The 26,460-nt window shown below is 58.1% G+C and carries 22 protein-coding genes; 10 read left to right on the top strand and 12 right to left on the bottom strand.

Annotated elements, in window-relative coordinates; genetic code table 11:
• Positions 1 to 5 precede the first annotated feature (5 nt).
• The 4 genes from DLM_RS06755 (at position 6) to DLM_RS06740 (ending at position 2,387) form a co-directional block, all read left to right on the top strand.
• Positions 6 to 467, top strand: a complete 462-nt coding sequence (locus DLM_RS06755) for a GlcG/HbpS family heme-binding protein (protein WP_089084746.1) — start codon at positions 6 to 8, stop codon at positions 465 to 467.
• Entirely contained in the window at positions 464 to 1,192 is a 729-nt protein-coding gene (locus DLM_RS06750; protein WP_089084745.1) for an SDR family NAD(P)-dependent oxidoreductase, read from the top strand. Before DLM_RS06755 ends, DLM_RS06750 begins: the two co-directional genes overlap by 4 nt.
• A gap of 23 nt (positions 1,193 to 1,215) precedes the next feature.
• Positions 1,216 to 1,524, top strand: coding sequence for a DUF190 domain-containing protein (locus tag DLM_RS06745; RefSeq protein WP_089084744.1), 309 nt, complete (start codon positions 1,216 to 1,218; stop codon positions 1,522 to 1,524).
• A gap of 200 nt (positions 1,525 to 1,724) precedes the next feature.
• The gene (locus tag DLM_RS06740) at positions 1,725 to 2,387 is read left to right on the top strand and encodes a response regulator transcription factor (protein ID WP_231960116.1); all 663 of its coding nucleotides are present in this window, start codon (positions 1,725 to 1,727) and stop codon (positions 2,385 to 2,387) included.
• A 31-nt stretch (positions 2,388 to 2,418) separates the two neighbouring features.
• Here DLM_RS06740 and DLM_RS06735 read toward each other — a convergent pair whose 3' ends face one another.
• On the bottom strand, positions 2,419 to 4,419 hold the full coding sequence (locus DLM_RS06735; RefSeq protein ID WP_089084743.1) for a sensor histidine kinase: 2,001 nt from the start codon (positions 4,417 to 4,419) through the stop codon (positions 2,419 to 2,421).
• 1,239 nt (positions 4,420 to 5,658) lie between these two features.
• Here DLM_RS06735 and DLM_RS06730 point away from each other — a divergent pair.
• The 3 genes from DLM_RS06730 to DLM_RS06720 all read left to right on the top strand — a co-directional run bounded on the left by DLM_RS06730 (position 5,659) and on the right by DLM_RS06720 (position 12,374).
• Positions 5,659 to 9,171 carry an autotransporter domain-containing protein gene (locus DLM_RS06730; protein WP_167467049.1) on the top strand — a complete coding sequence of 1,171 codons (3,513 nt, stop codon included), beginning with the start codon at positions 5,659 to 5,661 and terminating at the stop codon, positions 9,169 to 9,171.
• A gap of 139 nt (positions 9,172 to 9,310) precedes the next feature.
• Positions 9,311 to 10,078 (top strand): substrate-binding periplasmic protein, encoded by a 768-nt coding sequence (locus tag DLM_RS06725; protein ID WP_089084741.1) that lies wholly within the window; start codon positions 9,311 to 9,313, stop codon positions 10,076 to 10,078.
• Between the two features lie 670 nt (positions 10,079 to 10,748).
• Positions 10,749 to 12,374: a HAMP domain-containing methyl-accepting chemotaxis protein gene (locus DLM_RS06720; RefSeq protein ID WP_089084740.1), complete on the top strand. Its 1,626-nt coding sequence runs from the start codon at positions 10,749 to 10,751 to the stop codon at positions 12,372 to 12,374.
• Between the two features lie 248 nt (positions 12,375 to 12,622).
• On the opposite strand, the gene DLM_RS06715 is transcribed toward DLM_RS06720, so the two are convergent.
• Entirely contained in the window at positions 12,623 to 13,498 is an 876-nt protein-coding gene (locus DLM_RS06715) for a helix-turn-helix domain-containing protein (protein WP_145985783.1), read from the bottom strand.
• Positions 13,499 to 13,715: 217 nt separating this feature from the next.
• Between DLM_RS06715 and pobA the strand changes: the two genes are divergently transcribed.
• Positions 13,716 to 14,888 carry a 4-hydroxybenzoate 3-monooxygenase gene (gene pobA, locus DLM_RS06710; protein ID WP_089084738.1) on the top strand — a complete coding sequence of 391 codons (1,173 nt, stop codon included), beginning with the start codon at positions 13,716 to 13,718 and terminating at the stop codon, positions 14,886 to 14,888.
• A gap of 232 nt (positions 14,889 to 15,120) precedes the next feature.
• Here pobA and DLM_RS06705 read toward each other — a convergent pair whose 3' ends face one another.
• From DLM_RS06705 to DLM_RS06660, 10 genes are read right to left on the bottom strand one after another with little or no spacing between them, the layout of a single operon-like run.
• A complete protein-coding gene (locus DLM_RS06705) occupies positions 15,121 to 16,116 on the bottom strand; it encodes an NAD-dependent epimerase/dehydratase family protein (RefSeq protein ID WP_089084737.1) in 996 nt (331 codons plus the stop codon).
• Positions 16,113 to 17,096 (bottom strand): fumarylacetoacetate hydrolase family protein, encoded by a 984-nt coding sequence (locus DLM_RS06700; RefSeq protein WP_089084736.1) that lies wholly within the window; start codon positions 17,094 to 17,096, stop codon positions 16,113 to 16,115. Before DLM_RS06700 ends, DLM_RS06705 begins: the two co-directional genes overlap by 4 nt.
• Positions 17,093 to 17,683, bottom strand: coding sequence for a cupin domain-containing protein (locus DLM_RS06695; protein ID WP_197715523.1), 591 nt, complete (start codon positions 17,681 to 17,683; stop codon positions 17,093 to 17,095). The genes DLM_RS06700 and DLM_RS06695 overlap by 4 nt, the downstream gene beginning before the upstream one ends.
• Positions 17,684 to 17,737: 54 nt before the next feature.
• Positions 17,738 to 18,553, bottom strand: a complete 816-nt coding sequence (locus tag DLM_RS06690; RefSeq protein WP_089084735.1) for a cyclase family protein — start codon at positions 18,551 to 18,553, stop codon at positions 17,738 to 17,740.
• Positions 18,550 to 19,704 (bottom strand): MFS transporter, encoded by a 1,155-nt coding sequence (locus DLM_RS06685; RefSeq protein WP_089084734.1) that lies wholly within the window; start codon positions 19,702 to 19,704, stop codon positions 18,550 to 18,552. Before DLM_RS06685 ends, DLM_RS06690 begins: the two co-directional genes overlap by 4 nt.
• Positions 19,705 to 19,764: 60 nt before the next feature.
• A complete protein-coding gene (locus DLM_RS06680) occupies positions 19,765 to 20,895 on the bottom strand; it encodes an FAD-dependent oxidoreductase (protein ID WP_089084733.1) in 1,131 nt (376 codons plus the stop codon).
• A 43-nt stretch (positions 20,896 to 20,938) separates the two neighbouring features.
• Complete coding sequence (locus DLM_RS06675) at positions 20,939 to 21,277, bottom strand: Rieske (2Fe-2S) protein (protein ID WP_089084732.1); 339 nt, start codon at positions 21,275 to 21,277, stop codon at positions 20,939 to 20,941.
• A 22-nt stretch (positions 21,278 to 21,299) separates the two neighbouring features.
• The gene (locus DLM_RS06670) at positions 21,300 to 22,226 is read right to left on the bottom strand and encodes a VOC family protein (RefSeq protein WP_089084731.1); all 927 of its coding nucleotides are present in this window, start codon (positions 22,224 to 22,226) and stop codon (positions 21,300 to 21,302) included.
• 53 nt (positions 22,227 to 22,279) lie between these two features.
• The gene (locus DLM_RS06665; protein WP_089084730.1) at positions 22,280 to 23,440 is read right to left on the bottom strand and encodes an alpha/beta hydrolase family protein; all 1,161 of its coding nucleotides are present in this window, start codon (positions 23,438 to 23,440) and stop codon (positions 22,280 to 22,282) included.
• A 53-nt stretch (positions 23,441 to 23,493) separates the two neighbouring features.
• The gene (locus tag DLM_RS06660) at positions 23,494 to 24,420 is read right to left on the bottom strand and encodes a SphA family protein (protein WP_197715522.1); all 927 of its coding nucleotides are present in this window, start codon (positions 24,418 to 24,420) and stop codon (positions 23,494 to 23,496) included.
• A 283-nt stretch (positions 24,421 to 24,703) separates the two neighbouring features.
• On the opposite strand from DLM_RS06660, the gene DLM_RS06655 reads away from it, so the two are divergent.
• Together DLM_RS06655 and DLM_RS06650 are read left to right on the top strand one after the other, a co-directional pair.
• Positions 24,704 to 25,624 carry a LysR family transcriptional regulator gene (locus DLM_RS06655; protein ID WP_089084729.1) on the top strand — a complete coding sequence of 307 codons (921 nt, stop codon included), beginning with the start codon at positions 24,704 to 24,706 and terminating at the stop codon, positions 25,622 to 25,624.
• On the top strand, positions 25,551 to 26,432 hold the full coding sequence (locus DLM_RS06650) for a DNA cytosine methyltransferase (RefSeq protein WP_089084728.1): 882 nt from the start codon (positions 25,551 to 25,553) through the stop codon (positions 26,430 to 26,432). Before DLM_RS06655 ends, DLM_RS06650 begins: the two co-directional genes overlap by 74 nt.
• Positions 26,433 to 26,460: the final 28 nt, after the last annotated feature.

Raw genomic sequence — 26,460 nt, 5'->3', positions numbered from 1 at the left:
TTCACATGACACACCCCACTGCCCACGGTTTTCCACGTCTCACCATCAGCCTGGACAGCGCACGCCAGCTACTGGCCGCGGCACAGCAGTTGGCACACCGTGCCGGCTGGGCCATCAGCGTTGCCGTGGTCGACCCTTCTGGCACGCTGGTCGCCTTCGAGAAACACGACCACGCCATCGGCATCAGCCCGGAGGTGGCCATTGGCAAAGCCCGCACCGCCGCACTGCTGCAGGCGCCATCGGGCATGTTTGAACGTTTCATCAATCAAGGTCAGCCCAGTTTCCTGGCTACGCCCGGCACCACGCCGCTGGAAGGCGGGATTCCACTGCAATGGCAGGCGCAGTTTATCGGTGCCATTGGCGTGAGTGGCGCGCATGGCGCGAATGACACCGCTATCGCATTACAGGCGGCACGGGCACTGGGCCTGGACGCACCCACTGACGCTGACGCAAGGAGCAACGGATGAGCAAGATCGCAGACCAGACCGTGGTCATCATCGGCGGCAGTTCCGGCATCGGCCTGCGCGTGGCAGAGCTGGCCGCCCAGGCCGGAGCCCGCTTGATCATCGCCGGGCGCAATCCCGCACGGCTGGCCGCAGCCAGCAGCAGACTCAAGGCCCTGGGAGCAGACGTGGACAGCCATCAACTCGACGCCCACGACCACGCCGCCCTGGCCACATGGTTTAACGCCCTGCCGGACTTCCACCATCTGGTTTCCATGGTGGGGGATGTCATGGGCGGCGGCTTCCTGCAGGCAGAGATGGCCGAAATACGCAGGGTGATGGAATCAAAATTTTTCACCAATGTGCGCATCGGCCAACTGGCGGCAAGCAAGCTGAACCAGGGTGGCAGCATGGTGTTTACATCCGGCACCGGCGGACGCGCCCAGCATGCCTGCGCCAGCTATGTCGGCAACCTGGGCATTAATGCACTGGTGCAAGGCCTGGCGGCCGAACTGGCACCACAGGCAAGGGTGAATGCGGTATCCCCTACCTGGACGCTGACACCCTTCTGGCGTGACATGCCCGCCGCCCAGCTCACGCAGATCAAAACCCGCTTTGAGCACGACATTCCATTGCAGCGTCTTGCCAGCATCGACGAACTGGCATCTGCCTATCTGTTCCTGCTGCAAAACGACTTCATCACCGGTCAGCATATTGCCGTGGATGGCGGCATCATGCTGGGCCACTAAACACCCATTCTCAGGAGAAGGCCATGCAGGGCTACCAGATCACTTTCTATACCCGACAGGACCGCAATCACGGCACCACACCGCTGGGGCAATGGCTGCTGGAACTGGCCCAGGAACTGGCTATTGGCGGCGCCACCCTCAACGGCGCAGTAGAGGGATTGGGACACGATGGTCGTCTTCATGCCATTACCATGTTCGACCAATCCGAGCAGCCGCTACAGGTCATCATGATTGTCAGCCAGGCAGAGAAAGCGCGCTTGCTTCAACGCTTGCAGCAAGAAAAGGTAAGCATTTTTTACGTTGCCCAGGCCGTAGAATATGGATTTTCATAAACAGGGAAGAAGCCACCTTCTCTTTGCGCACTAAACACCGGCTTGCTTAAGCTGCATCTGCCGCAGCGCCTGGACTTGGCGTGGCCTTGACCATGGCGGCAGCATGGTCAAGACCACCCAAATGGCATGTAAGTTTTTGTAAGCCATGACTGCTGCGCGGCCCATTATAATATTGCGCCTCAAACGAGGCAGAACAGATCGTGGCAAAAATATTATTAGTAGAAGATGAGACCGAGCTGCGCGAGGAACTCACCAGATTCCTGCTGCGAAGCGGTCATCAGATATTGCAAGCCGGTTCACTGGCCGAGTTTGCACAACTGCAGAGCAATGTGGACATTGCCATCCTGGACATTGGTCTACCGGATGGCACAGGGCTTGACGTAGCACAGCTTATCCGCCGCAACTCCCCCCGTACCGGCATCATCATGCTGACTGTACGCAGTTCAACGCAAGATATGCTCAGCGGTTTGAATGGTGGTGCTGATCATTATCTGGTCAAGCCCTTCCACCTGCTGGAGCTGGAAGCCATCATCAATGCCCTTTTTCGCCGCATCGGTGGAGATTGGTGCCTGAACCTGCGAACGCATCAACTACTCTCTCCGCAGGGCCAGCATATTTCGCTGTCGCAGACTGAACGCATATTGTTCCAGCAGCTTTCCGCCGCAGGCTTGCAAATCCTGCCACGCCGGGATCTGGTTGAAGCACTGGGCTATAACTGGCTGGAGTTTGACATGCGCCGGCTGGACACCATGATCAGCCGCTTACGCAAAAGATGGGCCGATGAAACCGGCACCGCCTTGCCGTTAAAAACCGAACACGGCAAGGGTTACAGCTTTCTCGCCACCATGACCGTATTGCAGTGAACCGCAAGTCACAGGAAAAACCTGCACGGCCCTAGGCCACACTGAAGTCTGACACCTCGGCATGAATGGGCAAAGACAGATGGATTTTGCAGCCCTTGCCCTCGACGCTGTCTATTGTCAGACTTCCCCCCTGGTTTTCCATCAGCTTGCGAGCCAGCATCAAACCCAGCCCGCTACCTGGTTTGCCAGCACTGTTTGCACCACGATAATGCGGCTCGAACGCACGAGAAAGCAGCTCGGCATTCATGCCAGGTCCGTTATCACTGATCAGAACCTCAATGCGCTCAGCATTGATGCTGCCCGTAAACACGATGGTTGACCCAGGTGGCGTGTATTTCACCGCATTGTCTGCCAGGCTGCGCAGCACCAGTAACATCAGGTCAGGATCGCAGACAATGTTTTCCGGCAGCGGATCCAGCTGCAAGATGAATTGATGCGAACAAGACAGAATGGAGGCGGAACGGGCCGCATCCTCCAGCATCATATGCAGATTGCAATGCTTGTACTGCACACCACGCCGCATCAGCGTAAAGCTGTCTTCATTCAGATATCGGTCCAGCAACAGGCTTAGCCGCTTAGTTGCCTGCAATATCTTGCGATAACGGGTACGGGTTTCCGCATCCCCCTCTACGGCATCCAGTTCCAGATTTTGTGCCGTCATATCAATCACCGTCAAAGGTGTGCGTAATTCATGCGAGACCGTTGCAAAGAATTCGCGTTGCTCCGCACGCGCCCGCCGCTCAAGCTGCAAGGATGCCTCAACCTGGCGCACCGCCTCCTGTAACTGCATGGTGCGTTGTATAACCTGCTCTTCCAGCTCATGTTCATTCTTTTTGGACAGCTCTAATGCATCGTTCAGGGCTTGGTCATGTGCCTGCCTCAGCGTCTTCACCTTCATGCTTACTGCGTAATTAAGTGCCAGCACATACAATACCATACCAATATAGTAGGCATTATCTGTCAGGATATTAGATGGCAACAGCGCCATATTGCGAAAACTGCGCAAGGCCACTGCCAGCCAGAATGGAAATAAGGCCAACAGAATACGCATTACCATTTTGTTCTGGCGTCGCGTAACAAAGATAAATACGGTGCCAAATAACATGTTCAGCAGAATCCACACCTGAAAAGCAGGTCGAATCCACTGCTGATCCGCCAGAAAAAGAAAGACTACCGCCAGCAATGACACAAGCCAATCCAACAGGATAACCATCCTGAACAATTTGCTTTTTATTTCCAGATAAGAAAGCAGTAATTGCCCACCAGTAGGAACGCCAAAGTAAATACTGACAATCAATATCACCTCATTCCATTCAGGAGCATTCCCGAACAGATATTGATACAGATAGCCCTCCGACCCAAGCATGACGAAAAGATTACACAATGCATACAAGCCAAACCATGCATAAGACCAGTCACCCGAGGCACGGCAAAGCCAGAATCCATTTATCAGCAAGGCAAAATAAATCGCAGCCAGCGCCCCAAAAAAAATCTGCTCCGTTGCAATGCTTTTCATCAGTGATTTGCACGTGTAAAAGGCAGGCGTCACCGTCATTGTATTCTGACTACTCAGACGAATATAAACCACGTATGGCTTACTCGCCGGGATATTTAGTCGAAATACCGGATTGCGGTAATCAATTTCACGATCACTCATAGGCGCATGATCGCCCATCGTCCTGATTAACTCTTTTCCCGTGGCATCTTTTTCGTATAGCGTCGCATAGTCCAGCATGGGGGACTGCAACTCCAACCACCACTGTTCAGCTTGCTCCGGCTTGCGCAGCATCTCAATTCTTATCCATAACGCACCTTTCAAATAGCCGAAAGCATTGGAATGGACAGGTTTGAACAGATGATCACTCAAACGAATCTGTTCAATCTTCATCTCCCCAGTCGGATCAGCCAGGGTTTTCCATGAATATTGCAAAGTAATATTATTTGGCGCAGAAAATGCAAAATGCATATTCAATAACACAAGCAATACCGTCGTAAAAATCCAGGTAGATAGACGAAAAGAAAGTGCAAGCATGCGTTGAATCAGTGGCAGTAAAAGTAGCGGCCAATCCTAATCGTCTTCTCGCTTTTTTTCCAGTTACTCCCATTACAAAACGCCACGTAAGAAACCGTAAGGATTAGTAAGCAACGGTAAGGTCCACATGCCATGAACTTGGCATTATCAATCCCGGTTTTTCTTCGATTCAGATGGATGTTTTCTACCGAAAACGTCAATTTCTGCAAATGATTTAAACCGAAGAAGTTACTTAAAAAATATATTTACAAATTGGCAAGCCAGAGTCAGTCACTCGTTGATGCGACATGGCTATGGGGTAATGAGAAAATGAAAAGATCCGACATCGGGTACCGCTTGACCAAAGTTGGCGGGAAGATGGCTTCTGTTGCCATGTGCGCGCTCACGGGAATGGTGATCACCTCCATGGTGAATATGGCCATGGCAACACCGGTTGTGTATTTCCAGACATTTGTTGCCGGTGAAACTCGCTTGCAGGATACAGTGAATACCTATTCATCCGGAGCCTCTTCAACTTTCACCAGCACGACGGTAAACGGCTTGTCTGATGGCACCAGCTGGAATGTTGGCGGAATCGCCATCTCTGCCACCAACGGTGCAAGCCGGACAGTAGATGCAACTTATCTGAGTAATTCGCCAAGCCTTACCGCAGCCGGCGGAACAACCGGCCAGGGCATCAATATGACAGCCTCGGGCTCGGACCCAACAGGTAGTGGCCTGACTTTCAAGTTTGGCACGCTGATGAATGCCTTCGGCATCCAACTGGGCGACTGGGGAACGTGCTGCTATAACTCATCGCTATATATCCAGTTTGGTAATCAGGCCAGCAATACGTGGGAAAATGCACAGCTGATCGGGACGGCAACACAACGATCGGATGTCCCAGAGCAAAATAGTAATGGCACTTATACGTTTATTGGTGCCATCAATGACACCAATTTCTTTGATACGGTACGTATCTATGGCAATGGCAATGGTGATGTACTATATGCAGGCGGAACGATTTACACCGGCTCAGTAACACTCAACTCGGTTCCCGCCACTGCAGGCTCATCCACCCAGACCAGCAGTACCGATATTAACAAGGCCCAAGCGCAATATCTGGCCAGCAATCTTGGCTCAACAGTAAACCCGGCTTTTGTGGGCGGCACACTGAAAAGCGATACAACTACTGTTGCACAGAATTTTACTATTGATGATTCTGCCAATGGGGCAAGCAGCACCATTGACCAGAATGGCATGAACAGTACCTATAGCGGCGTCCTGTCTAACGCCAGCGGCAAAACCGGCTCCATGACCATCAGTAATAGTGGTACCGGTGGCAGTGTTACATTCTCCGGAGTCAATACCTACACCGGCAGTACAACCATTGATAGCAATGCAACGCTGGCCTTGGCGGGTGATGGCAGTATTTCCGCGTCCAGCGCGGTGATTGACAATGGCACGTTCGACATTTCCGCAACCAATAATGGTGCCAGCATCAACAGCCTGGCGGGTAACGGCAGCGTAGCGCTGGGCGGAAAAACGCTGACTCTCACCAATGCCAACGATACTTTTGCTGGCGTCATCTCCGGCAGCGGCGGCCTGACCATCACCGGCGGCAATGAAACCCTGAGCGGGGCCAATACCTACACCGGAGCCACTCAGGTAAACGGCGGCAGCCTGACCTTGTCCGGCAACGGCAGCCTGGCCAGCACCAATGTCAGCATTGCCAATAACGCCACGCTGAACGACAACAACAGCGGCCTGTCTGCTGCCACCAACCTGACTGCCAATGGCGCACTCACCCTCGGTGCGGATGAAGCCATTGCCCAGCTCAATGGCGCAAGCAGCGGCACGGTGGCACTGGACTCCCACACCCTCACCATCGGTAATGGCGGCAACTTTGCCGGCGTGATCGGCGGCAGCGGCGGCCTGACCATCACCGGCGGCAATGAAACCCTGAGCGGGGCCAATACCTACACCGGAGCCACCCAGGTAAACGGCGGCAGCCTGACCTTGTCCGGCAACGGCAGCCTGGCCAGCACCAATGTCAGCATTGCCAATAACGCCACGCTGAACGACAACAACAGCGGCCTGTCTGCTGCCACCAACCTGACTGCCAATGGCGCACTCACCCTCGGTGCGGATGAAGCCATTGCCCAGCTCAATGGCGCAAGCAGCGGCACGGTGGCACTGGACTCCCACACCCTCACCATCGGTAATGGCGGCAACTTTGCCGGCGCAATCGGCGGCAGCGGTGGTCTGACCATTACCGGCGGCAACCAGACCCTGAGTGGTGAGAACACTTATAGCGGTGCCACCACTGTTGCCAGTGGTGCCGGCCTCACCTTGGCCAACGGCGGCAGCTTGGGCAATTCGACGATTGCCAATGCAGGTAGCCTCACCCTGACCGCCAATGCGGCTGCCAAATCCTTGTCCGGCAGCGGTAATGTGAATCTGGGCAGCAATACCCTGACACTGAACAATGCTGGTGATACCTTCTCTGGTGTTATTGGTGGTAGCGGTGGCCTGGTGCTGAATAGTGGTACTGAAGTCTTGAGCGGTGCCAATACCTATAGCGGTGGCACCCGCATCAATGGCGGCACCTTGCAGGTATCCTCTGATGCCAATCTTGGTAGCGGAGCGCTTACCCTGAATGGTGGCACGCTACACAGCACAGCCAGCTTTGCCACCAGCCGGGCGCTGACTTTGCAGGCAGGCTCCACCAGCGCGATCACTACCGACAGCGGCACCAACCTGCTGCTGGAAGGTGTGATCAGCGGCTCTGGCAGCCTGCTGAAAAACGGTGGCGGCACGCTGGAAGTGAATGGCGCACACAATACCTTCTCCGGGCAAACCACGATTAATGGCGGTGTGGTACAGATTGACGATGGCGCATCGCTGGGTACCGGCCAGATTCTTCTTAACGGCGGTACCTTGCAGACGCTGAGCACCCTGAGCAATGCCCAGCAAGTGGTGATCAGCGGCAGTTCTTCCGTCAACACCAACGCAGGTACCACCGCCACCATGTCCGGTACGGTAACGGGTTCCGGCAGCAGCTGCTTTAACAAGACTGGTGCCGGTACCCTGAACATGACCGGTAATGCCACGCTTTCAAACGGCACCTGCGTTCTGGAAGGCACCTTGCGGGCCAATGGTGACCTCACCAGTAATGTAACGGTAGACAACAGTGGTACGTTGCGCGGCACCGGGATAATCAATGGCAAGACCACGGTAACCGGCAAGCTGGCTCCGGGTAACTCCCCTGGCACACTGGTTTCCACCGGTACCGTCACCATGACCAGTGGCAGCACCTTCGAAGAAGACATTGATGGCACCGGCACCGGCACCGGGGCGGGCAATTACTCGCGCTTGATCATTACCGGTAGCAACAGCCAATTTATTGCTGCTGGCACCTTGACCCCGCTGCTGCGTGGCATCACCACTGATCCGGCCATCTCCACCAGTACCGCCAATAACAACTTTACGCCGTCGCTTGGAGACAGCTTCCGCATCATTACTGCTGCAGGTGGCATTGTCGGTCGTTTTGACAGCCTGACCCAGCCCAGCGCCGGTCTGGCGGCAGATACCCAGTTGGTGGCTTTTTACAATCAATTGGGTAGCAACAGCATCGATCTGCGCCTGACGCCGACTTCGTATGCCAAGTATCTGACGGGGAGCAGTCAGAATGCACGCAATGTAGGCGGCGTGCTGGACAAGGTGCTTACTGGCCAGGTGAACAATACCGATACTGCAGCGCAAAGCAATTTGCTGTATGCGGTTTCCGGTTTGAATGCCAAGCAGTTGAAAACGGCAGCACAACAATTGTCGGGTGAAGTACACGCTGCACTGGCCGCAACCGCACCGCTGGCTTCGCGCGCCTTGCAAAGTGATGTCAGCAACCATCTGCAGCAAGATACGACGGCAGGGGTAAATCAGGATGGCACACCGGCCAGAGTGCTGTGGGCAACCTCCAACATCAACCACCAACAACTGAAGGCAGACGATTATGCCTCGGGTTACAAGACGAACCGCAGCCAGTTCAGTGTCGGTATTGATGCGTACATCACCAGTCAGACCCGGGCGGGTTTTGGTATGTCGCATGCCGAAACTTCAATTGGTCAGGAGTCTGGCTCGGGCAATCTGACTGAAACCATGGTGTTTGTGTATGGGTCGCAGGCATTGGGCAAATTCTACCTGGATGGCATGGCCTCGATCGGCAGCGCAGACTGGAGTAGCGGCCGTAGCGATCCCCTGCAAACGCAAGGTGGATTGTCTTCCAGCTCCACAGGCAGCAACAGCCTGTTGAGCACTGGCCTGCGCATGCCAATTGTCATGAGCAATGGTGTGATCGAACCATTTGCCAGGGTGATTTGGCAGCATAGCAACCGGGATGCACAAACCGAGGGCAATGCATCGGTAGCGGCGCTGAATCTGCAGGGCTATTCCGCCAGCGGCATCCGCAGCATGGTTGGTTTCAGTGGCAAGTCTCTTGAACAGGACCCCCTGAAGGCCGCCTTTACCTACCAGCTATCGCTGGCAGTTGGCCAAGACAGCGGCAAACTGTCCCGTCCGCAACTGGATAGCCAGCTTGCCGGCATGGCGCTGACGACCACATCGACACACAGTGGCCGCCAGTTTGTGCAAACCCAGTTGAACGGCACCCTGAAAATTGGCAAGCAGTCCTACCTGTACGGCGGGGTGAATGGCGAGTTGGCACAAGGGCGCAGCGAATACGGTGCTTCTGCCGGCCTGCGTATCGCGTTCTAAGCCAGGCTGAGTCGTTGCCATGTCAAAGCCGGGGGCCTTTCACAGGAAGGCTGCCCGGCTTTTATTTGCGCGATGGTTATGACTTTGTTACTTGGCGTCAGCGCCCTGCTGATTCGCCATCTTGTTCATCCGGTAAACAATGATTCGTCTGTTCCAGTTTCTTGCCCTGATCTACCTGGCATTTTCGGGCAGCGCCCACGCCATCAATCTGCGTAGCAGTGCCCAGGCAGGAAACCTGATGCGCTTTAATCCCCACAACCCTGCCCTGCCCGGTTTCAGCATTGAATTGATCCGGCTGCTGCAGGCAGATCCTCAGTTGCATATTACAGGTCAGGACAGCATGCGCTCCTTGCGCCGCCTGGAAAGCGACCTGGAGCAAGGCAGGATAGACATGGTCGTTGGTCTGGCAGATTCAGCTTCCCGGCAGCGGCGCTTCATCGTGATAAGCAGGCCCTTACTCTATATGCAGCAGGCTGCAGTGGCGGTACGCAGAGAAGATGCCTTATTCCAGCTACCGGAAAATAAGCTGAGTGGATTGGGCCAGAACGGAGTGATTGCCATCATCCAGGGCTCCGCCTATGGCGCGCATCTGAGCAATCCGGCACCACTGCAAATGGATGATGGCGCGATTAGCCTGGCGGCAAATCTGGGCAAGCTGGTACGCCACCGCGTGCGTTTTGTCCTGCACGCAAAAGAAGAGCTGGACTGGCATATCAAACAACTGCAATTACAGCAGCGGGTACGTGTGATTCCACTGCATGGCATGCAAACAGGAGTCCATCTGATGCTATCCCGCAAGCTGCCCTCCTCCACCATCCGTTACTTGCAAGCAGCGCTGCAAAAATTGGAGGATTCCGGCAATCTGCATGCCTTACGCGTCAAATATGGATTGAATCCGGCATCATGAATGGTCGGTAAATTAGTACGCCAATTGGCCAGATCGCTTAATACTGTATCGGTGTCACAAAACCAGGCGGAGCATCCGGTAGCTGGCCCGCAATACATGCATGCCGCATGCTCAATGGTCCGCATAAACCTTAATCCCCATACACGGGGCAGCCCTGCCCTGATGCAAGATCCACTCACCTCAAGCAAACACCCCCGGATTGCCATTCCCATCCAATACCAATATCGCTGGGCAGCGGTTTGTATGCCAGCGCAATCGGATGCAATGGCGCGATAAAGGCAGGGATGCATACAGCGCAGACCGCAGTTGATCCTGGCGAACAAGCAGCGGACAAGCCGAGAGGCTATTGGGCATGCAGCAAGCGCTGTAGGCCGGTCATTCAGCCCAACATCACCGATGGCTGGGAACAGCCAGGCAAGCTTGATCATTTCCAGCATGTCGCCACCTGGCAATAGCATCGCTGCGCTCAGCGACAACAAGCGTCATCCCTTGCAGACAATACAACCTTCCAGTACCAAAAGTGCAATTAAAACAGCACTCACTTGTGCTAACGGCATTTGTGGTCTATTAAATGAAGAATTGAAACAGGCATGACTTACAATTGATTAATTTAAAATTAATCAACAATCTCAGGCCAAGCAGCGTCAAAATTAACGCAGGGGGAAAGATCATGCTCAGCCAACTGACCGTCAGGCAAAAGTTAATTGGTGGATTCACTTTAGTGATTCTGCTGCTAGTCATCCTGTTGGGCACTGCGGTTTATAATATGCGGGCCATCAATACTCAAATAATTGAAGTAACACAAGGTGAATTCCCCCAAATAGAACTGTCAAAAAATATCACAATCAAATCTCTTGATATTGCCAGGCAAGTTAGAAATGCTGTCATTTTCAGCTCCAGCAATACTGAGGATTATCTTTCAAAAGTAGAAAACCTGAATCGCTCCAAAGAAGAAGACATGGCAAAAATCGCCACCCTTCTTTCCACAGAAAAAGGCAAAGCACTTTTTTTGACACTAAAAGCAGAAGACCAAGCCTTAAACAAGGCGCTAGAACAACTCTACCCCTTAATCCGTAACCATCAATCAACAGAAGCTGCCGAACTGATCAAGCAAAAAATAGCCCCGGCCAATAATACCTTTATGGCCAGTCTCAATGAGTTCGCCACCTTTCAGGAAGGTCTGATGCGCCAAGCTGTAGCAGATACTTCTCGCGAATATGAGGAGTCTATGCTTAGCATGTTGACTATAGGGGGAATTGCACTGGTCATGGCAAGCTTGTGCGCGCTATTTATCTCCGCATTGATTGTGACACCACTGAAAAAATCTTCCCAATTAGTTGAAAAAATTCGCCAAGGCGACCTCACCGGCGAAGATGAGGCTTACCCCCCGGCGCGTGATGAGGCTATTCAAATTGCCCGTGGCATCCAGGAAATGCGCAGCGGTCTGCGCGGAATCGTGAAGTCGATTCAGCAGAATGCAAGCAATGTGTCGGACTCCGCCCGCGAGCTGTCCAGCATGGCGGAACAAGTGGCCAGCGGCGCGCAGCACCAGGCCGAAGCCACCTCGGAAGCCGCCGCCACCATCGAACAATTGACCGTCAGCATCAATCATGTGGCGGACAATTCCGACGAGGCCAAACGCCAGTCCTTGCAGACCGGCAGCCTGGCCCGTGACGGTGGCAAGGAAGTGATTGATTCAGTGGCCCGTATCAAGGATGTCAGCCAGGCGGTCAGCGGCACCTCCACCCAGATGAATATGCTAAGCAATGAGGTGCAAAAGATTGACAGCATCGTCACCGTGATTCGCGATGTTGCCGACCAGACCAATCTCCTGGCGCTGAACGCCGCCATCGAAGCCGCCCGCGCCGGTGAAATGGGACGAGGCTTTGCCGTGGTGGCCGACGAGGTGCGCAAGCTGGCGGAACGCACCACCTCGTCCGCGCGTGAAATTACCCAGATGATCAACGCGATCCAGCATGGTGTGTCACAGGTGGTGGGCAGCATGGATTCCAGCCTGGACAGCGTGCAGGCTGTCACCAGCAGCACCGAACTGGCCTCGCAAACCATCACCCGTATTGGCAACAGCACCCATGCAATCGAACGCAGCATTGCCAATATCACCGATGCACTGGGTGAGCAGCGCATCGCCAGCCAAAGCCTGGCACAAAACATGGAGCGAGTTTCGCAGATGGCGGAGGAAAACAGCGCCACCGTGGAGGAGCTGGCAACCACGTCCACCCAGCTAAGTGCCCTCTCGAATAACTTGCACGAAATTACCGCTCGTTTTCAGGTATGAAACAGACCAGAAACTGCCTCGCCGTTGCCAACTGCTTTGCTGGCCGCTGCTAATTGGCAAGCCGCCAACGTTCATTTAAAACGCGCAGCCCCGCTTAGACAGGCTGCCATCAAGATAACGCCCCGTCCCGCCACCGGATATGCGGAGGCCTCTGCTGGTTTGTGCTAGGCAGATTGACGCAAATGTTAATGCATCTAGAGAAGCCGGGACGATTCAGGCTTGCCGTTAAAGCTTATTCATCCATTGCGCTAACGCAGGCTGCTGATCCGGAATGTACCAGGTGCCATCCCAACTTGCTTTTTGAAGAATCGGCAGAAATAGGCGGGGTCGGAAAATCCGAGTTCATAAGCCAGTTGAGATATTGATGTACTGGTATAAATCAGTTTTCGACGCGCTTCCAGAAGTAGCCGTTCCTGGATGAAGCCAAAGGCAGACTTGCCGAAATTTTTCTGGCTCAGGCGATTAAGCCGGCTTTCAGTCAGATTGAGTTCTGCGGCATAACGTTCGACAGGCCAGTGCTGGGCATAGTGCGTTTCAACCAGTTCGCGAAACCTTACCGTCAGGCCAACAGTCTTTTCATCGCTGTTCATTTCACTCTGCAACTGGACCCGCACCAGCAAAAGCAATAGCGCCCTCACCTGCCATACTTGCAAGCGGATGCTGGCAGGGCCGGGGTTATTGAACTCCGCGGCAATTTGTTCCAGCAAGGCCTGGATACGTGCGGCACTGCAGTTGCCTTCAGCTGCCAGCACCATCACATCGGCTTTCCCCTTGAGAATGGAAAACATCTGTGTTCCATCCTCGGATTCCGCCGCCAGCCCGGAAGCATCAAGGGTCAGAACATAACCCCTGGTCTGTGATGCAAACTTGAAAGCATGAATTACGCCTGGCGGAATAATCACCGCAATCGCAGATTCATATTCGCGTTCATCACTATCCAGCTGCACCCGCGCACTGCCTGAAAAAACAAATAATAATTGCAACATGCCCTCGTGGGTATGGGTGTCTATCTGCCAGTTTCGCGCGGCACTGCGTGTCGATATTTCTTCTATATGGAGATATTCCCGGCTGATGCTGGTGGGTTGTTCTCCGTATAAGGAAAATGTTGGCACAAGAATGTTCATATTGAAAAAATACCAGCAAAAGAATGAATACAGCCACAATCAAGCTTGTTGACATAAGAAAAGTACAAGTCTTTGCACTGATTGTCCATTGGAGCATGGGCTGATGAAGACTAGTCTCTCCATTAGCCAGTAGCTGGCATCACGATGAATTGATCCGGTGATCATTCCCTGGGTATTTGGGCAGGGAATGCGGCGATTTCAAACAAGGAGACATGAAGTGAAAACAAGTGTTTGCATTATCGGTGGCGGCCCATCCGGCCTTATGCTTTCACAACTATTGCATCTAAAAGGAATTGACACGGTTGTCCTTGAGCGGCAAAGCCGGGAATATGTGCTGCGCCGCATTCGCGCCGGGGTTCTCGAGCACGGTTTCGCAGAGTTGATGCGTGAAGCCCAGTGTGGTGAACGCATGGACCGGGAAGGTGAAATTCACGATGGCTTTATCATTGCGCACAATGGCAAACAGCGCCGTGTTGATCTGCACAAATACAGTCACGGCAGCTCGGTTGTTGTATATGGCCAAACGGAGCTGACCCGTGATTTGTATGAAGCACGTGATCGTATGAATGGCATCGTCATCCATCATGCCGAAGATGTTCAACTGCATGATCTGCTGTCCGCCAATCCACATGTTACTTATCGGATAGGTGACGAAGCTAGGCGTATTGATTGTGACTACATCATCGGTGCAGACGGTTTTCATGGTGTAAGCCGCAAGTCAATTCCCCAAACAGTACTTAAAGAATACGAAAAGGTTTATCCCTTCGGCTGGCTGGGCGTCCTGTCCCGCACCAAGCCGGTTTCGCCGGAATTGGTTTACGCCAAGCATGAGCGAGGCTTTGCGCTCTGTTCACTTCGTTCGCAGGTGCTGAGTCGTTACTACATCCAGGTACCATTGAGCGACAATATTGAGGACTGGCCCGACGACAAATTCTGGGATGAATTGAAACGACGTTTACCGGAAGATATTGCAGCCCGTCTGATTACCGGCCCCTCGATAGAAAAATCCATCGCTCCGCTACGTTCCTATGTGGCGGAACCCATGCGCTATGGCAGCCTGTTCCTTGCTGGCGATGCTGCGCATATCGTGCCACCGACAGGTGCGCGCGGCCTTAATAGTGCGGCATCAGATATTTATTACCTGTATCACGCGCTGCTTGCACACTACCAAAACAATGACAATACCGGTCTGGATACATACTCCGAGAAAGCACTGGCACGGGTATGGAAGGCGCAGCGCTTCTCCTGGTGGATGACAACCATGCTGCATACCTTTCCGGAAAGTAATTTTTACGATCAGAAATTGCAACAAACCGACCTTGAATACCTGTTCTCATCCGAAATGGCTCAGGGAGCGCTGGCGGAGAACTACGTCGGATTACCGTTCTAGCGCCTGCCAGCTGATAATGTGGGTTTAATGGCGTGCAACCCTTGCCATTAAACCCACAATTCTTTTCTGCCCTGCCATGAATCGGCTTTCATGTTTAATCTCCATGGCTGTCTGAATCGGCGTTAAAGTCCGGCACTACTCAATAGCGCGGCACTGGTTTATTCCCTATCTGTCGTGAAGATAAAAAGAGGGGCGGATGCGGCAGCATGCCGTATCCACCCCAACTTCCCGGTCATGCTACAAAGCTGCTTGTCCGGGAAGCACAGGAGAAGGGAAACAATGCGCGCCGTACCAGCTCCTCTGCCGAGCCGTCATCGCGCAGCCCAAGGCGGCGTGCGATGGCGTCATCCAGGACAGGATAGCGGCCAAAGACGGCTTCCACCTGTTCTTGCCGGGCATAGCGCACCAGTGTCCGGCCATCGACGCCATACAAGGCAGAGAGGGTTTCCACCATTTGCAGCATGGACAGCCTGAGCACCGGCATCGCCCAGGTGCGCTCGCTGTGACCATCGGTGTCCAGCGCCGGGTCCATGGTTGCGGCATGCAGCAGATTCTCGGCACAGCGCTGGGCTGACATCCACCAGGCGGTGGCCTGCGGGCCGACCGGCAGCGTTACTGCTTCGCCGGCGGCCAGGGCATGCATCAGTTCGCTCATGAAGGCCGAAACCAGTCCGGAGGCAACGCGCGGACGCGCCACAATGCCCGGCAGCCGTAGCGATCGGCCATCCAGCTGTCCACGGCGCGTTGCGTCGGCCAGCAGGATTTCGCAGGCGCGCTTGTGCGCGCCATAGATCAGCGCCGGTCGTGTGGGCGTGACCGGCGTCACCGGGTCTGACAAGGGCGTGCCATAGACGGCAATGGTGCTGGCATACACCACCACGGGTGGCCTGGCCGATGCCGCACGCTCGGCGACCAGCGATGCAAACAGGTCCAGCGTGGCATCCAGGTTGACGCGGCGGCTCAAGGCCGGATCGGCCTCGGCCGCGCCCCCAGGCAGGGCAGCGAGGTGAAAACAGACATCCGCAGCAAAACTGGCGATGCGCGCCTGCACCTGCGCATCCTGTAGTTCGCCTTCGATGCGCTCAACCGTACCGGGCAGCGGCGGCAATTGCCGGTCCAGCGCCGCCAGAGCAGTGATGGGCTGACTACCCACCTGCCCTGCCTGCTGCAGCAACTGCAACAGCACGGTGCCGATGAAGCCGCCTGCGCCAGTGACCAGAACCTTCATGACGCCTCCACCACGCGCTGTTGCACCACGCCGAAGGGGCCTGGGCGGCCATCCTCGTAGCAGGCTTGCATGCGGACCTCATCGCCAAAGCGCATGAAGCCGGTACGGATTTCGCCCAGGTCGATCTTTTCGATCACGCGCCGTTCCGCGATGCAGGCTGAGCCCGCCGTGCGCGCCACATTGGACACTGTGCCGGAACCGATGATGCAACCGGCGGTGAGGCGGCGGCTGTGCGCAGCGTGGGCGATCAGCTGGCCGAAGGAGAAATTCATCTCGCCACCGTGCGGCTGACCAAAACGCTCGCCATTCCACTGCACATGCAAGGGCATCTGCACGCGACCATCGCGCCAGGCCTCGCCCAGTTCATCGGGCGTGACGGCGATGGGCGCAAATGAGGTGGACGGCTTGGCTTGCAGAAAGCCGAAGCCGGTCTTCATTTCATGCGGGCCGAGTGCGCGCAGGCTCCAGTCATTGAGCTGCACCACCAGGCGCACGGCGCGCAAGGCTTCTTCCGGCGTCGCCCCCATGGCGACCGGGCCGATGACGACACCGAACTCGCCTTCGAAATCGATGCCCTCCTGCTCCGAGCGCAGCGGCACCTCCTGATACGGGCCAAGGAAATCATCGCTGGCGCCCTGGTACATCACCGGAACCGTGTCGAACTGCGGAATCGGCGGCGTCTTGAACGCCTCTTCCATCAGGCGGCCATGATTCAGAAAGGCCGAGGCGTCCAGCCACTGCGGCGCACGCGGCAGCGGTGCCATGCACTGCTGCGGATCGAAGGCAATGATGCCCTCGGCGCGGCCTGCATTGAGTGCCAGATCGTGCGCGGCCAATGCCGCCAGCACCTCGTCCCAGCGCGCCATGGCATCAATCAGGCTGCGGGCCACCTGTGGCACCGGCAAGGCGCTGCGGGCGTCACGGGACACCAGCACCAGCCTGCCATCGGGGCTGCCGTCACGCAGTGTGGCGAACTTCATGCTGCATTCCCCCTGGAGAGTTGAGCGGCAATGGCCGGGTCGTATTGGCCATCCACCAGGACAAACAGCATGCGGCAAGGCTTGCCCGAGCGATTGGCCCAGGCATGGTTGGTGCCACGCTGCACTACCACGCTGCCGGGTTTCAGGGCGACTTCGCCCCGCTCCAGCACCAGCGTCATCTCACCTTCGATGACGATGCCGTAGTCCACCGATTCGGTGCGGTGCATCAGCGGATGCGGGGAGTCGGCCTGCACGGTGGAGGCGGCGGCTTCACCGATCTGGCTGAAGGCCTCGTGCATCTTGCTGTCGGCACTGGCGAGAAACTCTGCGGTATCGGGCGGAATATCAACGAAGCGGATGCGCGTGCCTTGCTCCGGCGGCGAGAGCACCAGCGCACCCAGGGTAGGATCGGCACCGTTGTCCACGCACACCGGGGTGGTGCTGGTGCTCCATACCTCATGGAACAGCGTGCCGGGAATGGCCGCCACTTCAACAATGGTAGGCAGCGGGCCGTCGCTGCTGACGATGGACCGGCCTTGCGCATCGTGACCGGTGACGACGCGGTGAATGGGGGGAAAGGACATCATGGGCTCCTGTAAATGGCTTGCTTGGCGTCAGTCTGCTGTTGGCAAAGCAGGCATTCAGGGTTCGTCGAAAATCGCCACCGCCCGCGTCCAGCCGGCGCTGGCGCCACGGATCTTGTGCGGGAAGCAGCTGATGGTGAAGCCATGGCCGGGCAAGGCTTCCAGGTTGTGCAGTTTTTCCAGGTGGCAGTAGCCGATGTCACGGCCTGCCTTGTGGCCTTCCCAGATCAGGGCCTTGTTGCCGGTTTCGGCCACGCGCCGGGCGGTGTAGGAAAACGGCGCGTCCCAGCTCCAGGCATCGGTGCCGGTCAGGCGTACGCCGCGTTCCAGCAAATACATGGTGGCTTCGTAGCCCATGCCGCAGCCGGCACCGAGATAGTCCTGCTGACCGTAGCGCGAACCGGCACGGGTGTTGACCACCACGATGTCCAGCGGCTGCAGCTCGTGGCCGATGCGCCTGAGTTCGGCTTCCACATCGGCGGCGGTAGCAACATAGCCATCGGGAAAATGGCGGAAGTCCAGCTTCACGCCCGGCTGGAAGCACCACTCCAGCGGCACTTGGTCGATGGTGATGGAGGGGCGCGCACCGCCGTTCTTGGCATCCTGGGTGGAATGAAAATGCCAGGGGGCATCCAGATGGGTGCCGTTGTGCGTGGTCAGCGTCACCCACTCGGCAGCGGCGGCCTCGCCGTCGGGATAATCCTCGGGCCGGGTGCCGGGCAGCATGGCCATGAATTCCGGCAGGGTGTCGGCATGGGTCTGGTAGGTGATCTTCGGTGCCAGCGGCGGCGGGTCGGAGAGCACATCGTTTTCAAGATAGATGGACAAATCGACGAAACGATGACGCCGACGGGCTTGCAAGGATGCGGTCATGCCAGTGCCTCCTGGGTTTGAACAGCGCTGCTGCGCGGCAGCCGCGAGAAACAGAACGATGCAGCCACACCCAGTACCAGTGTCACCGGCCCCAGGCTGGCATAGCCCCAGCCCTGTACCAGCGTGCCACCGAGGATGGGGCCAATGGCCGCACCGGTCATCAGCATGGCGGGCGTGGCGGCCATGGCACGGCCACTGCGGTCCAGGCGGGCCATCAGGCCGAAGGCAAAGGTGTGGGTGAAGATCATCACGGCGGCAAACACCGAAGCGGCCGCCGCATAGGGCGCAAAGTGAACCGAGGTCATGATCACCACCACCAGCAGGGCCTGCACCAGCGGGCCTGCCATCAGCACGGTGCGGGCCGGCAGGCGTTTTTCCAGCAAGGCGGCCAGCGGTGCCGGCAGCAGGTTGACGAAGCCCAGTGCAATCAGCACGCCGGTCACGGCGTTCAGGCCGAAGCCACGATCACTGCCGACGCGTTCCAGAAAGCTGAAGGTCATCGACTGCACCAGCCCCATGCAGGCGATGCCGACAATGCCGTACCAGATCTGGCGCGGCACCGGCTGGCGAGGCTGGGTCACGCGCGGTAGACCGCCGCTCTCGGGACGCGGAAAGGCCAGGGCGCAGGCCAGCGCACCCACAGCCATCACACCGGCAAACAGATAGAACAGCACCGGGCCACCCAGGCTGGCGACGACAGGCGGCGCAGCGCCGAGAAACAGGATGGCGAACACACCCAGCGCAATGCCCACCAGCGCAAAGCCGCGATGCGGATTGCTGCCCCTGGCGATGGTGCCGTGCGTAACGCTCAGCGACATCCCGGTGGTGATGCCGCATAGCGCATGCAGCGCAGCCAGCAGCAGGTAGTGACTGGTTTGTGCCGCCACGGCGAACAGCAGGGCCGACAGGCTGAAGCCGATGGCGGCCTGCCAGCGCGCCGTATCCGGGTTGAAGTACGGTGCCAGCACGGCGCTGGCCAGCACGGCCCCGCCCAGGAACAGCGAAGCCAGCAAGCCGGCCTGCATGGGGTCGAAGTGGTAATGCGCCACCAGCGTGCCAACCCAGATCGGCAGCGCGACCAGGTCTATCATGCCGGCGCAATGCGCCAGCATCAGCGCAGCCAGCGCGCGCTTGGAATTGCTCGTGATCATCTTGTCTCCTTGCGTTGCACGCAAATTGAGAAACATCAATCGTCCATGTCGTCCGGAAATTCAGATCGGCAGCGCCAGCGCGGCATGTGATTCGCGCATGATGCGGGAGTGCTCGTCCTTGTCGCCGCCTTCGACCTCGATCTCGCCTAGCCGGGCCGAGTTCTCCACCACCATGCGGCAACGCTCCCAGCGGCGCTCTTCGAAGGCCGACAGGGCCAGCGGCACCTGACTATGGCGCGCCAGTTCCTCGGCCAGCACCAGCGCGTCTTCAATGCCGATGCAGGCACCCGAAGCCAGGTGCGGGGTAGTGGCATGTACGGCGTCGCCGATGAGCACCACCCTGCCCCGGTGCCACGGACGCGGCAAAAGCAGGCCTTCCAGCGGACGGAAGATGATGCGGGCCTTGTCGTCGATCTGCTCGCGTATGGTCTGCAACACCGGAGCGCTGAAGCCTTCCAGCAAGCCGCGCAGATGGCTGACGAAGGTAGCCGGATCAACATGGTCATTCACCGGGCGCGGCTCGGTGACGAAGAGGTACATCTCCTCCCGGGAAACCGGATTCACGCCCGGCTTGATGCGCGGCCCCAGCCACATGGTGGCCGTGACGATCTCTGGCGGGCGCGGCAGCACCGCACGCCATACCGCCTGACCGCTATAGCGCGGTTTTGGGGCGTCGGGAAAGACCTCGGCGCGCAGCTTGGAATAAAGACCGTCGGCGCCGATCACCAGGTCGTAGCGACGGGTCTGGCCATCGGTGAAGTCCACCTCGACTTGCTCGCCGACTTCGCGCAGTGCGGTGAAGGTGCAGCCCAGGCGCACGTCGGTACCCGCGGCGCGGGTGGCATCAGCCAGGATGCGGGCCAGTACCGGCCGCAGGATCGCGCCGCCGCCCGGCACATCGGGCGCGGCCAGGCGTGGCGTGGGCAGTTCGGCAACTTGCGGGCCATGCGGCAGGCACAGGCGTACGCCGTCACCGGCGGCGCCTTCACGCAGGAAGGCGTCGAGCACGCCCAGTTGCTTCAAGGCACGCAGGGTGGCCGGTCCCAGGCTGATGCCGGCACCATAGTTGCGCCACTGGGCATCAAGTTCGACCAGTTCTACGTGTGCGCCACGGCGGCGCAGGTCGATGGCGGCCGACATGCCGGAAAAACCGCCGCCGATGATGAGGATGCGTTGCGCTGCTAGTGTCATGATGTGTCTCCTTTATTTTCTTGTTGAATTTTTCTTGTACGAATTAAATCTGCTCACCCCCGGCCACATGCAGGCCACCTGCGTCATCGATGCGCAATGGCACCGGGATGAGCCTGTCGCCCAGACAAGGGCCGAGCGTACACAGCCCGCTGAGCGGATCGAACCGCGCGCCATGGGCGGCACAGACCACGTGCTGGCCGCTAGTGTCGAGGTAGGCATCGCGCCGCCATGGCAGCGGTGTGCCGTGGTGCGGGCAGAAGTCCCGCCAGCCGCGCAGCTGATCGCCCTTGCGCAGCAGGAAGATGGTGGCCTGCCCTGCGCCTGCGGTATCGAAACCGCGCGCACCGTCCTCGGGTAATTCGCTGATGTGGCACAGGTACATCGCCGTCTCCGCGCTGCTAATGTCAGCCTGCCGCGCCAGGCGGCGGCGGGCTGCCCGGTGCCCACTTCTCACGGTACTGGAACAGGAACAGTTGCGAGGCATCCGCGCCCATGGGCGCTTCGCGCGCGGCCCACTGTTCATCGTGCAGGTCCATGTCGGCGTCGTATTCGACATGGCAGCCCAGCGGCGAATTGAAATACCAGAACCAGTTGCTGCCAAAGCGGTGGCGTCCCGGCCCCCAGAAGCTCTGGTAGCCCTTCTCGACAAAGCGGGTACCGGCCAGCAGCACTTCAGTGGGGCCGCCCATGTGGAAGGTGAAGTGTTCGCAGCCTTTCATGAAGGGCGGCGTCTGGATCATGAACAGGGTGTGGTGATCTTGCGTGCCGGCCGGGCGCAGAAAGGGTCCCACACCGGTGAAACGGTCGGTGCAGCTAAAACCCAGGCGTTGATAAAAAGCCTCGGCCTTGGCGACGTCTGGCACGAAATACACCACATGCGACAGGGTGCGTGGCAGCGCTGGCAAGTCCGCAGGCAAACCCAGTTGATTGGGTGGGCGCTGGGCGTCGCCGGGGCTGTTGACGCGCTCGGAAGGCAGCGCCAGATCGCGCCGCACCGTCAACTGGAAAGCCAGCGCAAAACCCATGTCATCGACGCTGCGTACCACACCATCGCGACGGCTGACTTCGCGGTCGCGGCGCAGTTCGGCTTCGATGGCGTCCAGCGTGGCGACATCGGCCACGCCATAGACGGTTTCGCGCAGCAGGCTGGCGGTACCCATGGCCGGTGGCAAGGTGGCGTCGTCCTCGGCGCGCAGCACGATGGCGGTGCCATCGAGGGCTTCGAAACGGTCGCCACCGGCATCTTTCAAGCCATAGTCGCGCAGGTACTGACGGCAGGCGGGCAGATCACCCACGCCGAAGACCAGGGCATCGGGGCCAATGATGTTCATCGGTATTTCCTTTGATTGACTCAGTGTTTTCGTGTTGCGTTGTGCGGTAGACATCAGGCCTTGGTCCGCCCGCCCAGGGTTTCGGCCACCCAGTCGGCGATGACGTGACCGGCATTGATGGAGTTGTCGAAACTGGCGTGCTGCACGCCGCCTTCGCGCTCGGTAAAAATCTTCAATTCACGCTTGGGGCTGTTGACCAGTTGTTCGTAGGTGCGCTGCGCCCACTTGAGCGGAATCTGGCTGTCCTTCTCGCCGTGGGTAACCAGGAAAGGCACGCGGATTTTCTCGACCACGCCATCCAGATGCACGTCTTCGGCAATGCGCATGAAGTCGTCGATATCCTTCGCACCCCATACCCAGCACACGTGCTGCCAGTAATGCGGCACGGGGAAGTCGCCCTCCTTTTCCAGACGGCGCTTCTGCACGTCGCGCCAGTCGTGATTGGCTCCCCACACCACGCCGCAGGCAAAGCGCGGCTCCATGGCCACCACGCGCGGGCAGTAGTAACCGCCCAGCGAGACGCCTTCGCAGCCAATGCGTGTCGGGTCCACGTCGTCGCGCTGTTCCAGCCAGTCCACCACGTGGCGCGCCCAGTGCTCGGCATCGAAGCGCGCGGTCAGGCCGTGCAGGCGCAGGGCTTCGCCGGTGCCGGGCTGGTCGATCACCAGCGAGGAGACACCCCGCTCGGCCAGCCAGCCGGGCAGGCCGACCATGTATTTCATTTCCTTGGTCGAATCCAGTCCATTGAGCTGGACCAGCAGCGGTGCCGGGCCATCAACCTTGCTGGCGCGGACATACAGCCCGGAAATGACCTTGCCCTCATAAGGAATTTCCACGCGCTCGCAGTTCTCGCCCGACAAGGCAATGCCGCGCTGGAACACCTCCAGGAAGCGCCGGTACAGTTCCAGCCGGCCCGGTGCGCCGTGCCCCTGCAGGCGTTCACAGGTCAGCAGATAGCTGGCTGCGCGCTTGTACTTGGCACCGGCGGAGAGCAAGCGCCCGCGCCCTTCGTCCTCGGCAGCCAGGCTGCACAGCTTTTCTGCCATGTCGGCCCAGGTGGCACGAAAGGCGGCAGTGCCCTCCGCGTCCGGCTGCCTGGCCGCCTCTTGCAAAGGCGCGCACATGGCTTCGATTTCTCCGATACGCGCGCCCATCTCGATGGCAAGATCGACGGAAAGATTCCAGACATAGTTCGTCGGGAAGTAACGGAACATGGTTTTACTCCTTGGATGATGAGAGATGCCGGGGAATGCGGCGTCCAATAAGCTCAGTGCCGCCCGTCCAGCCACAGCGGCATGGCGAAGTTGATCCAGACGGCATTGCTCTTGGCCGTGTTGGCGGCATACACGCCTTGCTGGTAGTTCATGTTGATGTTGAAGCTGCCGGCGTTGTAGGCCACGGTCGGCCCGATGGCGAAGCTGCGCGCGCGGTTGCCGGTGATGGTGCTGCCGTTCTGGCTGTCGTCGGTGAACTGGTTCAGATAGGAGCCGGTCACGCCGACCTTCCACTTGCCGAAGTTCCAGCCGCCGATGAAGTCGGCCACATAGGCCGAGCCAGAGCGGTAGTGGGTATCGCTGTTCTTGTCATTGAAGAGCAGGCGGTTGGAAATGCCTAGGTCCAGGCCGTCCGGGTCGTTGTGGCGGATGGCCAGTACCGGCTGGTAGGAGTTGTAGCCCACCGCCACGCTGGTGCGGGCAGGGTCGTAAGCACCACTCTTGAGGGCGAAGTCGAACCCCCAGGTGACATTGGTGTTGGCCGCCACGTCCCAGCGCAGCAGCAGCGGTGTGACGGTGACATTGGAGAGGCCATTGTGGGTCTCGCCCTGCCCCGCTACTTCGGTATGCAGTGAAACAAGCGGCAGCACCAGTTGCGAATACACCTTGGCACCGAGAAATTCCACGCCATAGGAAGCCAGCAGGCGGGTGGTGGAACTGAAAGCGTCGGACTTGAACGGAATGGGCCGCTTGTTACCCTGGTTGTCGTAGAGGCCGTTCGAACTGCTGTAGTTGAACTGTTCCACCGCGAATACCCCCGGAATGGGCGGCAAGGCGGCGATGTATTCACTGGTCGATCCGGTCGGGAATGGCGAAATGCCACTTTCAAAGGCCAGCGCGGATTGCATGCTGCCAGCACCCAGAACGCTCAAGGCAGCATAAGCGGCCAGCCGACGGGCTGGTACGTGTTTGGTTTTCATTTTTGTCTCCTAGTCTCCTACCTTGCCTGGCTTGTTGTTTCGCCGTTGCGGCGTATTGTCTGGGCCAGGCAGAACAGCGGTGCGGGGAGCACCACCGACTTGCCGTGCCGGCCTTTTCTCGTGTTTCTCTGCGAGGCCGTGCAGCGGATGAGTCAACATTAAGAGCGAGGTTGATATTGATCAAATGGATTGTTTTGATTCATGCTATGGACGGCATCAATACCTGACCGCACCCAGCAAGCCTGCGCAAGCAGCGCTGGCACCCCACCAGGGAGACTCACCCATGCGCTTCAACAAGCTCGACCTGAATCTGCTGGTTGCTCTGGATGCGCTGCTGACCGAACTCAACATCAGCCGCGCCGCCGAGAAGACCAATCTCAGCCAGTCAGCCATGAGCAATGCCCTGGCACGCCTGCGTGAATACTTCGATGACGAATTGCTGATCCAGGTTGGACGCCGCATGCAACCCACGCAGCGCGCCGAGGTGTTGCGCGACGCGGTCAACGATGTACTGCGGCGTATCGAAGGCTCCATCTCGGCCAAGCCGGCCTTTGTTCCAGGCGAATCCAACCGGGAATTCCGCATCTCGGTGTCGGACTTCAGCCTGAGTGTGCTGATCCCGCGGGTGATCGCGCGCGCCCATGCCCAGGGGCCGCGCATCCGCTTTGCGCTGATACCGCAGGTGCAGGACCCGACCCGCGCGCTGGACCGCGCCGAGGTGGATCTGCTGGTGCTGCCACAGGAATTCTGCACGCCCGACCACCCTGCCGAAGAAGTCTTCCGCGAACGCCATGTGTGCGTGGTGTGGCGCGGCAGCGCCTTGGCCGAAGGCGAGCTCACGCTGGAGCGCTACATGAACGCCGGCCATGTGGTGATGGTGCCGCCCGGCACCAATTCCAGTTCGGTGGAAGCATGGATGGCCAACAAGCTGGGCTTTGCGCGACGCGTGGAGGTAACCAGTTTCAGCTTTGCCTCTTGCGTGGAACTGGTGAAGGGGACGGACCGCATCGCCACCGTACATGGCCGCCTGGCGCGCAAGCTGGCACCGCTGCTGCCGGTGGTATTGAAGGAAAGCCCGCTGCCATTGGCGCAGATGCACCAGATGATGCAGTGGCATCGCTATCGCACCAATGACCCCGGCATTGAATGGTTGCGTCAGATCATCCTGGAGAGCGCGCGCGAGATGGAAGAGGACATGGGCTGATTTCGCCGGCATCGGCGGCTTCGGCATCGGCTTTGAAAACGCCGGTTTCACCACCGCCTGGCAAGTCGAAATCAAGCCCGTTTGCCGCGCCGTCCTCGCCGACCGTTTCCCCCACGCCCGCCAGTTCGACGACGTGCGTACCGTCGGCAGCCACAAGCTCAGCGCCGTTGACGTCCTGGTCGGCGGCTTTCCCTGCCAGGACCTGTCCACCATGGGAGCCCGGCAAGGCCTGGCCGGCCAGCGCTCTGGCCTGTTGTTTGAAGTCTGCCGCCTTGCCCGCGAGCTACAGCCTCGCTGGCTGGTGCTTGAAAACGTCACGGGGCTGCTCTCTTGCCGAGATGGCCAGGACTTCCAGACAGTCATTTCAACGCTTGCCGCATGCGGGTATCTGGGATGCTGGCGGGTGCTGGATGCTTCATGCTTCGGAGTCCCCACAAAACGCCGTCGCGTATTCATTGTTGCCGGTCTTCTTCTGCTCATGGTGCATCCCCCCATCGAGCTGCTGGCTGACGCCTGCACAGTGGCAGCAGTTCCTGGCACGCCGCCAGCGCAACAATCCGGGCTCACGCCTTTCCCTACTTTACTTGCCGGACAAGCTGCCAGCCAGATCCCTATCCATGGTGCAGGCCTCATCGCTCAAGCCGACGGATGGGATTCGATGGCTGAGCGGGCCCGAGCGTCTGAGCATCATGGGCTTTGCCTCGGACTGGATGCGACCAACTTTGCAGAGGCTCAAGCTGCCGGCAACGCCGTTGTGCCGCAAGTCGTGGAATGGATCGCCCGGAAGCTGAGGGGGACTTACGTGTAGGGACGGTGGATAAGCAGGACGAAGGGGG

The organism is Aquitalea magnusonii (assembly GCF_002217795.2).
GTDB lineage: Bacteria > Pseudomonadota > Gammaproteobacteria > Burkholderiales > Chromobacteriaceae > Aquitalea > Aquitalea magnusonii_B.
Note: the sequence above shows the minus strand (reverse complement) of the source record. Positions and strands in the feature narration are given on the sequence as shown.

Coding starts and splice junctions, on each gene's coding strand:
- DLM_RS06755 (WP_089084746.1), top strand. CDS start 6: ATGACACACCCCACTGCCCACGGTTTTCCACGTCTCACCATCAGCCTG.
- DLM_RS06750 (WP_089084745.1), top strand. CDS start 464: ATGAGCAAGATCGCAGACCAGACCGTGGTCATCATCGGCGGCAGTTCC.
- DLM_RS06745 (WP_089084744.1), top strand. CDS start 1,216: ATGCAGGGCTACCAGATCACTTTCTATACCCGACAGGACCGCAATCAC.
- DLM_RS06735 (WP_089084743.1), bottom strand. CDS start 4,419: ATGCTTGCACTTTCTTTTCGTCTATCTACCTGGATTTTTACGACGGTA.
- DLM_RS06730 (WP_167467049.1), top strand. CDS start 5,659: ATGAACAGTACCTATAGCGGCGTCCTGTCTAACGCCAGCGGCAAAACC.
- DLM_RS06725 (WP_089084741.1), top strand. CDS start 9,311: ATGATTCGTCTGTTCCAGTTTCTTGCCCTGATCTACCTGGCATTTTCG.
- DLM_RS06720 (WP_089084740.1), top strand. CDS start 10,749: ATGCTCAGCCAACTGACCGTCAGGCAAAAGTTAATTGGTGGATTCACT.
- DLM_RS06715 (WP_145985783.1), bottom strand. CDS start 13,498: ATGAACATTCTTGTGCCAACATTTTCCTTATACGGAGAACAACCCACC.
- DLM_RS06705 (WP_089084737.1), bottom strand. CDS start 16,116: ATGAAGGTTCTGGTCACTGGCGCAGGCGGCTTCATCGGCACCGTGCTG.
- DLM_RS06700 (WP_089084736.1), bottom strand. CDS start 17,096: ATGAAGTTCGCCACACTGCGTGACGGCAGCCCCGATGGCAGGCTGGTG.
- DLM_RS06695 (WP_197715523.1), bottom strand. CDS start 17,683: ATGATGTCCTTTCCCCCCATTCACCGCGTCGTCACCGGTCACGATGCG.
- DLM_RS06690 (WP_089084735.1), bottom strand. CDS start 18,553: ATGACCGCATCCTTGCAAGCCCGTCGGCGTCATCGTTTCGTCGATTTG.
- DLM_RS06685 (WP_089084734.1), bottom strand. CDS start 19,704: ATGATCACGAGCAATTCCAAGCGCGCGCTGGCTGCGCTGATGCTGGCG.
- DLM_RS06680 (WP_089084733.1), bottom strand. CDS start 20,895: ATGACACTAGCAGCGCAACGCATCCTCATCATCGGCGGCGGTTTTTCC.
- DLM_RS06675 (WP_089084732.1), bottom strand. CDS start 21,277: ATGTACCTGTGCCACATCAGCGAATTACCCGAGGACGGTGCGCGCGGT.
- DLM_RS06670 (WP_089084731.1), bottom strand. CDS start 22,226: ATGAACATCATTGGCCCCGATGCCCTGGTCTTCGGCGTGGGTGATCTG.
- DLM_RS06665 (WP_089084730.1), bottom strand. CDS start 23,440: ATGTTCCGTTACTTCCCGACGAACTATGTCTGGAATCTTTCCGTCGAT.
- DLM_RS06660 (WP_197715522.1), bottom strand. CDS start 24,420: ATGAAAACCAAACACGTACCAGCCCGTCGGCTGGCCGCTTATGCTGCC.
- DLM_RS06655 (WP_089084729.1), top strand. CDS start 24,704: ATGCGCTTCAACAAGCTCGACCTGAATCTGCTGGTTGCTCTGGATGCG.
- DLM_RS06650 (WP_089084728.1), top strand. CDS start 25,551: ATGACCCCGGCATTGAATGGTTGCGTCAGATCATCCTGGAGAGCGCGC.